Below are 10,251 nucleotides of genomic sequence, written 5' to 3' on the forward strand. Positions count from 1 at the left end.
TTCCAACCGTCAGCTTCGTAATCACCTTTTATGTTTACTGGCATTGTATCAAAGGCGCGGCCTGAAATCTGCGCGTCGTTATAATCAACAACCACAGTAAGATTGTCCAGCTTGTATTTTGCGGCGGTTCTCCGAGCTTCCGCAACCTGTCCCTTTGCCTGTTCCGCGTCACTCATAAGAGTGAAAACATGGTAATCCCTTTTCGAGAGTTTTGCGGCAAGAGCCATACCCACACCGGCTGATAGACCCTGTCCGAGGTTTCCAGTTGTCCATTCTATACCGGGGATTCCTCTCGTTATGTGACCTTCGAAAATCGATCCAGGGTGTCTGAAGCCCGTTATAACTTTCTCGATATTGAAAAATCCCAATCTTGCTAAAGCAGAATAGACTCCAGGTGATGTATGTCCATGACTCACAACTACTCTGTCACGATCAGGTGCAAAGGGGTTTTTGGGATCTATATTCGCAAACTTGTACACGGTAAGATAAATATCTATGGAAGACATCGAACCTCCCGGATGGCCTGACTGCGCAACCGTAGTCATTTTCAGGATATCTCCGCGGCAAATAATTCCCAACTCTTCCAGCTTTCTTAGCTCTTCAGAAGAAAGTTTTGATCGGTCCACTTTCATCCCTCCTCATCGATGCGAATATCTTCGTCTTTGTTCTTTATGAGTTCTTCTGGTGAAACTTCTCCAATCACAAGTCCTTGTTTTTTCCTGAATTCATCGAATGGAACCTTTATTATATTTCCTTCGTCAGTTACCATAGAGATTTGCTTCAGGAATATATTCACATTCAATAGTTTGCAGGTTTTTCCATCGTACTCAATCAAAGAGCCTTCATCAGGAATGTCCCGAAGTTCTTCTTCATAATGTTGCTGTTCATAAGCGAGACAGCATAGCAATCTTCCGCAGCGACCGGATATTTTTGCTGGGTTGATGAGCAATTGCTGCTTTTTCGCATGTTTCAAGGTTATGCTCTCAAATTCCCGCTTAAACCTAACACAACAAGCCAGTTGGCCGCAAAGTCCCATACTTCCTTTCATTTTCACTTCGTCTCTTATTCCAACCTGTCTGAGTTCTATTCGGATTTTGAACATCCTCGCAAGGTCTTTCACCAGCTCTCTGAAATCGACACGACTATCGGCACCAAAATAAAAAACTATTCTCGACCTGTCAAACATATATCTGGCCTCAAGCAACCTCATGGGAAGCTGGTGTTCTTTGATTTTCTTAAGGCATTGTTCAAAAGCATCTTTTGAATCTTTTTGATTTTTCTTATGCTTCTCCTCATCTTCAGTTGTCATCTTTCTCAATATCGGCTTTATATCTTCAATCTGATCTATACGCATTTTTACAGGGGCATGGCGCACAGTTCCCACATCAAGACCAAACTCGGTTTCCGCAATTACTTTATCTCCCGGCTTTAGATTCTGGTTGTCCACAGTGAAGAGATACAATTTTCCAACCGGGTGAAATTCAACTCCACAAACATTTCCATATATCTCAGGCATATTCATCCCTCCAGATACTTCTCACCAATATAAAAAGAGCTCTATGTATTACCAGGTCCTTGTTCAGGGAAGAAATTTTCCTTCTTACAAAAGAATTTATCCAAAGATAATCTTCTTCATCCAGATAGAATCCTGAATCAACGAGTACCATCAGCCATTCTAACAGGTCAAGGTTAACGATTCTGTTCCAGAATGATGTATGCGAAATGATGAGCGCATCTTGAACCACGCTCCTAAGAGTTTTCACAAATTTGCGTATGTTCAGAAAAGCGTCTCCAATATTCAAAGCATCTCTTAGAGCACGGAACATGGAAAAAAAACCTTTATTTCCTTTTTTAAGAAATCTTCTTATAATTTCCACATGAATTTTCCGCAATTTCAAAGATTTTCCTTCATCAAACCCGTTTTTTTCGAGTTCGGTTAATGCCTTTAAAAGTTCTTGAAATTCAAGGGATTCGTACTCAATCAGTTCCTTGATAATGTCGGTGACATCATTATGCAAACAGAATTCGAGCAATTCATAATCTTCGAAGCAAGCGCCATGGATGTATTTTACTTTTTCCATGTACTTCATTTTCAGCTTTTCCATTGGTTCCAGAGGTGTTTTTATATCAAAGGCAAAGCATCTGCTTCTGATTGTCGAAAGCATTGAATTCCATGAAGTGCTGGTTAGAAGTATTACAGCATATTCAGGAGGTTCTTCCAACAACTTCAGGAAAGCGTTAGCCGCTTCAGTTGTTACCCTTTCGGCTTCGTATACAATCGCGTACTTGCGTTTCCCCTCCAGAGGTTTATGCATGAAAAAATGCTCAAGTTTCTTGATTTCCTTTATGCCTATATTTCCACCAGAAGGTTCGACAATCAGAAGATCTTCAACCGACCGTCGCTCACTCCAGTTCAACTCGTTCTCAACAATTTCAAGAGCAGCTTTTTTGAGCAACGCAACTTGTTCACCAATCAAAGCCAGACTGGTGCCGTTGCCTTCTAATATTAACTTAAAAATCTTATCAGCTATTTCTTTGGAAATAATCATATTTTAATTATAACGGAATATTTCAAGGAATATGGTATATTTTCTTGGATGATTTCGAATTTTTGTATCTTCTTTCAGTATATGAAACAATAAGAACAGGGAGGGGAACAAATGGAAGAGAGAACATTTGTATATTTGAAACCTAATACCATTCAAAGGCAGTTGGTTGGAGAAGTTATAAGAAGGTTCGAACGTCGGGGATTGAAAATCGTTGCCCTAAAAATGCTCTGGTTAAATCAGGAACAGGCAGAAGCATTATATGCGGAACACAAAGGAAAAAACTTCTATGAACCACTTATAAAATTCGTTACCAACGGTCCCATCGTCGCTATGATTCTGGAAGGACCTCACGCGGTTAGGCTTGTGCGCCATACAATAGGAAGCACAGATCCACTGGAAGCCAGTGGCGGAACGATTCGCGGGGATTTCGCTGTTTCCGTGAGAAAGAATATCGTGCATGCCTCTGATAGCCCTGAAAGTGCTAGGCGCGAAATTTCACTCTTTTTTGACGAAAAAGAAATCTTTGATTACCCATTGCTTTTGGAGGAGCATTTTTAATGCTAATAGCCCGTCTTAAGAGAAGCCAAGAGCGCAAGTTGCTCAATGGCTATCCCTGGGTTTTCAGAGATGAAGTTGAAGAGCTCCAAGGGAATGCTTTTTTGGGAAGTGAGGTTAACGTTTTCTCTTCCGAGTACAGGTTTATTGGCAAAGGTTTGTATAACCCCTTTTCGCACAGGAGCATCATGTTTTTAACAACTAAGGAAGAGCCTATCAACGGTGAATTTATTCTTTCACGCTTGATAAAAGCCGTAAATTGGCGCCAAAAAACGTTCACTGAACCCTATTACCGCCTTTTTCATAGCGAAGCTGATGGGCTTCCGGGGTTTATAGCTGACCGTTATGGTGATATCATTGTAGTCCAGTTTCGCAACGCTATTATGGAACTTTTCAAAAATGAAATCATAAAACATCTCATAGATATAGTAAGCCCCATTACGGTATATGAAAGAAGCGATTTTCAGATGCAGGTTGGTGAAAAGATCCAGAGGAATGTTGGACTTCTTTATGGCGCTGAACCACCAGCTTCGCTTACCATCAAGGAAAATGGAATATCATATCTTGTAGATGTTGTCAAAAGCCAGAAAACCGGCTTTTTTTATGATCAACGAGATTCCAGGCTTTTTGCGCGAAGAATTGTGTCAGAATTTGCCCTTAGAAGGGGCCTGGATCTTTTCACATATACTGGCGGATTCGCATTGAATATGGCTTTGAGTGGCGCGCAAGTAACCGCAGTCGATAAATCCAGTTTTGATCTTGAACTCGGAAAACAAAATGCTGCATTGAATAATCTTTCAAAGAAGATCGAATTTCTTCAATCAGATGCTTTCGATTATCTGGAGACCTTGGAAAAAAGAGAGCAATTTGATATAGTAATCATAGACCCTCCTTCGCTAATCAAGGGAAAGCACGAAATTCCAAAAGGAATAAAATTGCTTAAAAGGCTTGTGAATAATAGTCTTAAGGCAATTAGGAATGAGGGTGTAATTGGGCTTTGTAGCTGCGCGTATAATCTTACACTCGATCATCTCGTGGAAGCGCTACGTAAAGCTTCTACCGATAAAGGTATATTTTATAGGTTTCTCGGGGTTACTTATCAGTCCAGAGATCATCCCTGGTTATTTCAAATTCCTGAAACTCTTTATTTAAAATGCTTATGGGCGGTCGTGGAAAAGAGGTGAAGTGTAGTGCCTGATTACTGGACGCACTATCTTCATGGCACCCGGGTTCTAAGAGAATTGAGATTTGATTTCAAAAGTGAAGAAGAAACCGGATTATTCGTCCTTGGGCTTCTTGGACCCAATGTATTTTATTATGTCCCGGACAACCCAGAATATTTGATGTTAGGGAATAAACTCCACTCTCAAAAATGCGGGAAATATTTGCACACAGTCGTAAAAGAGCTTTTCAAAACCCGAAGAGCGTATGTTTATGGCCTGATATGTCACCATACCCTTGATAGGCTAACCCATCCTTACGTTATCTCACAGGTTGGAAGCGGTTCTAAGCATTACGAATTTGAAAAGGCGATAGATGCTGAAATGGTAAAGCGCGTTTTAAGAAAACCGCTTTCAGATATAAGTTTTGCCGATAAAATTCCCCATGAGTTGCCACCAGAACTCGAGGAGCTTTATTTTCAGATCGCTTACGAATTCTTCAAAATAGATAATATTAGCTTTTCAGAAGCCGTTTATGACACAAGGATTTTTATACAAAGTGAAGAAAAAGGTGGAGGCTTTCTAAGCATTTTCGGTCGGTTGTTGAAAAGGCTTTCTGGCGAGGTAAAATACGGTGGATACGATGGCATGGACGTGTTAAACCTGAATAAGCGTTCGTGGTTTCATCCAACCACAGGTTGGGAGAGCAGAAATACCTTTCTGGATCTCTTCGAGCAAGCGGTAGAAGAATCAAAAAAATTGATAGGGAATTCTCTGAAATATTCTATGCCTCCCGATGTTCCCGACCTTTCTTTTATGACAAACCTCCCCTGTGTTGATTACTAAATAGGGGTGTGATTCCTGTGAAAGTACTTGGTCTGGTATTAGCCGGCGGAAGAGGTGCAAATTTGCGCCCCTTTACAGACATTCGAGCCAGTGCCGCATTGCCCATTTTTGGAAAGTACAGGGCTATTGACTTCACTCTGAGTAACATGGTGAATGCTGGCATCTCAAAAGTGGGAATAATCACTCAATATAGCCCCAGAAGCCTTATGGATCATATTGGTTCTGGCAAGGAATGGGATCTTGACAGAAAACAAGGAGGCTTGTTCTTTCTACAACCTTTCTTCCGGCTTTCCAGTGAGACCATTGGCTACAAAGGAACAGCGGATGCAATCTTTCAAAATATGACCATCTTAAAGAGGGGAAATGAAGATTTCGTTCTCATAGGTTCAGGGGATCATATATACAAGATGGATTTTCAACGGCTTTTCAGAGCTCATATAAACAACGGTGCGGATATAACCGTACTTACCATACCTTTCAGCAAATCCTCTAAAGAAGTCATCAGTTGCAATGCAGGACGAGTTACCGGCTGGTATAAAGATACAAAATCTTTCGACATTAATGAAGAAGAGCTAAGAGAATCAGCCGGAATATATTTCATAAACAAATTTTTATTGAGAGAGCTGTTGTTTTCCTGCGTTCCAGAAGGAAAAGATAACCTTGTAGAAGTAATTTCAGCAAATTTGAGTTCCTTAAAGGTCATGGAATACAGGTTTGAAGGATTCTGGAGAAATCTAACAGCAGATGTTGCTATATATTTCAAGACCAATCTCGATATACTTAATCATAAAATTAGAGAAGAACTCTTCTATAAGCACGGGAAGATCTACACAAAATTGAAGGACCTGCCTCCTCCCAAGGTAACCACAACGGGAAGGGTAACAAATGCCCTGGTAAGTGATGGGTCTATTATCTCTGGCTCGGTTATAAATTCGGTGGTTTTCAGGAATGTGAGAATATTAGCTGGTGCAGTTATTGAAAACTCCATAATCATGGAAGACTGTGTTATCGAAGAAGGCGCAAGGCTGGAGAATGTCATCATGGATAAGAACTCCAGAATCAGATCAGGCAGGAAATTATCGGGAAGTCCTGAAAACCCTGCTGTAGTCGAAAAATCCGGAGTTATTTAATAACGGGGTGATGGAATGACCAAAAATGTAGTTGCGATGATTCTGGCCGGCGGACAGGGAACAAGACTGGGATTGTTAACAGACGAAATTGCCAAACCAGCAGTTCCCTTTGGTGGCAAATATAGGATTATAGATTTTACATTGAGTAACTGCGTTAATTCGGATATCTTCAATGTGGGAATATTAACTCAATACCGCCCTCATGCTTTGAGCAAGCATATCGGAATCGGAAGGCACTGGGACTTAGATCGCAAAGATGGTGGAGTAGTCATGCTTCCTCCATTTCAAGGGCGCAGCGATGCTGATTGGTACTCTGGAACTGCAAACGCTGTATATCAAAATATCGATTTCATAGATTCGTTCAACCCCGAAATTATTCTTGTCCTTTCCGGAGATCATATATACGCTATGGATTACAATGAAATAATTGATTTCCATTTCTCCAAGATAGCAGACGGCACAATCGCATGCATGAGAGTCCCGATGAGCGAAGCTTCTCGTTTTGGATTGATGATTGCGAACTTCGAAGGCAGAATAATGGAATTTCAAGAAAAACCTCAACAACCAAAATCAAATCTCGCTTCGCTCGGTATCTACGTTTTCAACTGGAGTTTTTTGAAAGTAAAACTCATAGAAGATGCCCGTGACCCTAACAGCGCTCATGATTTTGGCAAGAATATCATTCCGAGAATTATTTCTGACAATTCCGGTCAGCTTTATGCCTTTAACTTTGAAGGCTATTGGCGTGATGTTGGAACTCTACAAGCATACTGGGAATCAAACCTCGAATTGACGAGGCCGGTTCCAGGGCTGAATCTTCATGAACCAACCTGGCGCTTTTACACTCACACAGAGGAATATCCACCTGCATATTTTTCACCAGAAGCAAAAATAAGGAGCTCCCTCATTAGCGAGGGGTGTGAAGTATATGGCACCGTGGAAAATTCATTACTTTTTCAAGGTGTTCATATTGGCGAAGGCTCAATCATAAGGGATTCAGTGGTAATGACCAATTGCATCATTGGAGAGCATTGCACCATTGAAAAGGCCATTATTTCTGAAAGGACAATAATAGGCAACAGTGTACAACTTGGTTTTGGAGAAGAAAAGCCTAACAAAGTGTCTCCAGAAATATACAATGGTGGTCTGGTCATTGTGGGGTCTGATGTGAAAATTCCAGATAATGTATTAGTCGGGAAAAACACCGCAATATGGAATCACGTGGGAGAAAAACAATTCGAGGGAGAGGTGCCTTCTGGGGAAATTCTTTATCCAGAAGAACGGTAGTGCTGTTTTATGGTTATTAATCGGATTGCTTGTTGCTTCTTTTTGCTTCCTCGGATTTGTCAGTATTTCCCATCTTGAGTTTTCGGTAGAGAAGCAACTGACTGATTCATTACATCTTTTTCTTGATTCTCTGTCCTTTGCCTATTCATCTACTTCACCTATAAGGTGTATAATTATTGAGAAAGAGCGCGATTTATCACTTGGAAAAAGCGGAAATGCAAAGATTATTGATGCAACAGCAACATCAGGCAGTTTGTTTCTCGAATTTCAGTTTATCAGCAATATCTCATATTCCAATTCCAATTTTGAGAAAGGGGGAAGTAAAAATGAAGAAACTTCTAGTACTACTTTTAGTGCTTCTTTCGGTCTTTGTAATGGCAGAGAAGCTCACTATTCTCCACATTAACGACACTCATGGACATGCATGGACTTTCAGTGAGTACAAAAACCCAGATATTGGCGGTTTTGCGCTTATTGCGACCCTTGTAAACCAATTTAGGGCCGAGAATCCCAATACAGTTTTTCTCCACGCTGGAGACCTGAATACTGGGGTCCCTGAATCTGACCTTATTGACGCAGCTCCTGATATCGTTGCGCTCAATTTGATGAAACTTGATGCTATGGCATTGGGAAACCACGAATTTGACAATCCTCCTGAAGTATTAGCGAAACAAATGAACTGGGCTCACTTCCCATTTTTGAGCGCTAACATTTATAAAGATGGGGAACCCGCTTTTACTCAGTACGTCATCAAGGAAGTCGGAGATTTGAAGGTTGCCATCATCGGCTTCACGGCAGAAGAGACAGAGATTCTGGAGGCTCTTTATGCCCAGGACTACGAATGGAAGAGCGTTGTGGAGGTAGCCAAAGAACTGGTACCACAGCTTAGAAAACAAGCGGATATTGTAATCGCATTGTTACATCTTGGCGACGCAGAACCCATAAAAGGAGTTAATTCTCACGAACTCGCGGAACAGGTTGATGGAATCGATGTTATTGTTGATGGCCACAGTCATACTCTATACGAAAAACCCGAAGTTATCAATGGTACTCTCGTTGTATCAGCAGGCGAATGGGGAAAATACCTTGGAAAACTCGATCTCGATGTTGAAAATGGTTCAATAACCTTCGTTAGCTACAAAGCTATTCCAATAAAGCTCGCCGATATAACTCCAGATTTTGCTGTTTCCACGGTACTTGATTACTTTAAGAAACTCGGAAACGAAAAGCTTGACACTGTTGTAGGTGAAACCAAGATCCTGTTGGAAGGTACCAGAGATATTATCCGAAACCAGGATACCAACCTTGGGCATTTGATAGCAGATGCTATGCTCTGGAAAACAGGCGCTGATTTAGTTATTACAAACGCTGGTGGCATAAGAGCTTCCATAAATCCCGGTCCAATAACTTACAGAGACGTCCTCACTGTTCTCCCCTTTGGAAACACGGTATACATTGCCAAATTAACAGGGGAACAGCTTATGGATGTTCTGGAATACACTGCAACTATTCCAGCAGGAAAAGGTGCAAGGCCACAGGTATCAGGCCTTAGCTACAAAATAGAAAATGGGGAAATCAAAGATGTGCTAGTCAATGGCGAAACCCTTGATCCTGAAAAGGTTTACACACTCGCAACCAATAACTACTTAGCCGCAGGCGGAGATGGCTATTCCATGCTAAAAGATCTTGAAGGCTACGATACAGGATTCGTGCTTGCAGATGTTGTTATGAACTACATTTCTGAAATTAGCCCGATCACCGAGTATGACGATGCACCAAGAGTAATAAAAGTTCAAACAGAATAAAATGTAAGCAGCAAACTCTGTAATATAATAGGGGCGCGAGCCCCTATTATATTTGTGGAGGGATTTTTTTGCATATAAGACTTTCAGCTGGCACTGCAGCAAAACTCGGTTTAAAAAAATTTAGATTCACAATTCCCATGCCGACAGCATATTTCATGATTGGCAATCGTTGCACTTTCAACTGCCTTTACTGTGCTCAGGCAAGAAAGTCCAAAGCAGATACTTCCAGGTTATCAAGAATGGTATGGCCCCAATATGAGTTATCAGCTGTTCTTGAGACATTGAAGAAGCAAAATCCTTTCTCCAGATTTTGCATTCAGACGGTATCAAGTAAAGGATACAAAGAAGAAGCCCTCATTCTGATCGAAAAACTCTCGCGGCTAAAAACCCCTATATCTCTATCAGTAAGACCTCAAAATATGGAAGAAGTCAAAACCTATTTTTCACAAGGAATAGAGAGAATAGGTATAGCTGTGGATGTTATCTCACCTGAGCTTTTCAAAAAGTACCGGGGTGGAGATTATGAAAAGCACATAGAGCTACTTTTCAATGCTGCAAAGGAGTTTAAAGGTAGAGTATCGACCCACGTAATTGTTGGATTAGGCGAAAGAGAAAAAGACGTGATAGACTTTATATACCAGTGCTATACTCGAGACATTGAAGTTGGCCTTTTTTCATTTACGCCTGTAAAGGGAACGGCACTGGAAAGACTCCCTCAACCAGATATGAGGGCATATCGAACTATTCAAATTGCAAGATACCTTTTAAAAAAAGACCCGAAGAAATATTACGGGAAATTTCTTTATAATGAGGAAGAAAAACTCATCGACTTTGGAATCGATGTTTCTTCTGTAAATTTAAGTGAGGCTTTTAAGACTTCCGGATGTCCGGGATGCACCCGACCTTTTTACAATGAAAG

General features: G+C 41.0%; 10 protein-coding genes. 7 read left to right on the forward strand and 3 right to left on the reverse strand.

Translation table 11 applies throughout. The features are described 5' to 3' along the window. From AC3LHT_RS05185 to AC3LHT_RS05195, 3 genes are all read right to left on the reverse strand, one after another. Positions 1–545 (reverse strand): 1-deoxy-D-xylulose-5-phosphate synthase N-terminal domain-containing protein (locus AC3LHT_RS05185; RefSeq protein ID WP_488662180.1); only part of this gene is annotated, 545 nt, incomplete at its 3' end. An 83-nt stretch (positions 546–628) separates the two neighbouring features. Next, a complete protein-coding gene (locus tag AC3LHT_RS05190; RefSeq protein ID WP_290646677.1) occupies positions 629–1,516 on the reverse strand; it encodes a PSP1 domain-containing protein in 888 nt (295 codons plus the stop codon). Beyond that, complete coding sequence (locus AC3LHT_RS05195) at positions 1,509–2,549, reverse strand: hypothetical protein (protein WP_488662174.1); 1,041 nt, start codon at positions 2,547–2,549, stop codon at positions 1,509–1,511. Before AC3LHT_RS05195 ends, AC3LHT_RS05190 begins: the two co-directional genes overlap by 8 nt. Before the next feature lie 111 nt (positions 2,550–2,660). On the opposite strand from AC3LHT_RS05195, the gene ndk reads away from it, so the two are divergent. The 7 genes from ndk to lipS2 form a co-directional block, all read left to right on the forward strand. Then, positions 2,661–3,107, forward strand: a complete 447-nt coding sequence (gene ndk, locus AC3LHT_RS05200) for a nucleoside-diphosphate kinase (protein WP_488662175.1) — start codon at positions 2,661–2,663, stop codon at positions 3,105–3,107. After that, complete coding sequence (locus tag AC3LHT_RS05205) at positions 3,107–4,288, forward strand: class I SAM-dependent rRNA methyltransferase (protein WP_290666002.1); 1,182 nt, start codon at positions 3,107–3,109, stop codon at positions 4,286–4,288. Before ndk ends, AC3LHT_RS05205 begins: the two co-directional genes overlap by 1 nt. A gap of 6 nt (positions 4,289–4,294) precedes the next feature. Continuing rightward, the gene (locus AC3LHT_RS05210) at positions 4,295–5,110 is read left to right on the forward strand and encodes a zinc dependent phospholipase C family protein (RefSeq protein WP_488662176.1); all 816 of its coding nucleotides are present in this window, start codon (positions 4,295–4,297) and stop codon (positions 5,108–5,110) included. Between the two features lie 17 nt (positions 5,111–5,127). Beyond that, a complete protein-coding gene (glgD, locus tag AC3LHT_RS05215) occupies positions 5,128–6,240 on the forward strand; it encodes a glucose-1-phosphate adenylyltransferase subunit GlgD (protein ID WP_488662177.1) in 1,113 nt (370 codons plus the stop codon). A gap of 15 nt (positions 6,241–6,255) precedes the next feature. Beyond that, positions 6,256–7,527, forward strand: coding sequence for a glucose-1-phosphate adenylyltransferase (locus AC3LHT_RS05220; RefSeq protein WP_290646666.1), 1,272 nt, complete (start codon positions 6,256–6,258; stop codon positions 7,525–7,527). 326 nt (positions 7,528–7,853) lie between these two features. Further along, entirely contained in the window at positions 7,854–9,332 is a 1,479-nt protein-coding gene (locus AC3LHT_RS05225) for a 5'-nucleotidase C-terminal domain-containing protein (protein ID WP_488662178.1), read from the forward strand. A 68-nt stretch (positions 9,333–9,400) separates the two neighbouring features. Beyond that, positions 9,401–10,251 (forward strand): LipS2 family lipoyl synthase (lipS2, locus tag AC3LHT_RS05230; RefSeq protein WP_488662179.1); only part of this gene is annotated, 851 nt, incomplete at its 3' end.

Source organism: Kosmotoga sp. (genome assembly GCF_982836095.1).

Bases quoted from the DNA above. Each gene is read 5' to 3' on its own strand.
- AC3LHT_RS05205 (WP_290666002.1), top strand. From the start codon at position 3,107: ATGCTAATAGCCCGTCTTAAGAGAAGCCAAGAGCGCAAGTTGCTCAAT.
- AC3LHT_RS05225 (WP_488662178.1), top strand. From the start codon at position 7,854: ATGAAGAAACTTCTAGTACTACTTTTAGTGCTTCTTTCGGTCTTTGTA.
- AC3LHT_RS05190 (WP_290646677.1), bottom strand. From the start codon at position 1,516: ATGCCTGAGATATATGGAAATGTTTGTGGAGTTGAATTTCACCCGGTT.
- ndk (WP_488662175.1), top strand. From the start codon at position 2,661: ATGGAAGAGAGAACATTTGTATATTTGAAACCTAATACCATTCAAAGG.
- AC3LHT_RS05220 (WP_290646666.1), top strand. From the start codon at position 6,256: ATGACCAAAAATGTAGTTGCGATGATTCTGGCCGGCGGACAGGGAACA.
- AC3LHT_RS05195 (WP_488662174.1), bottom strand. From the start codon at position 2,549: ATGATTATTTCCAAAGAAATAGCTGATAAGATTTTTAAGTTAATATTA.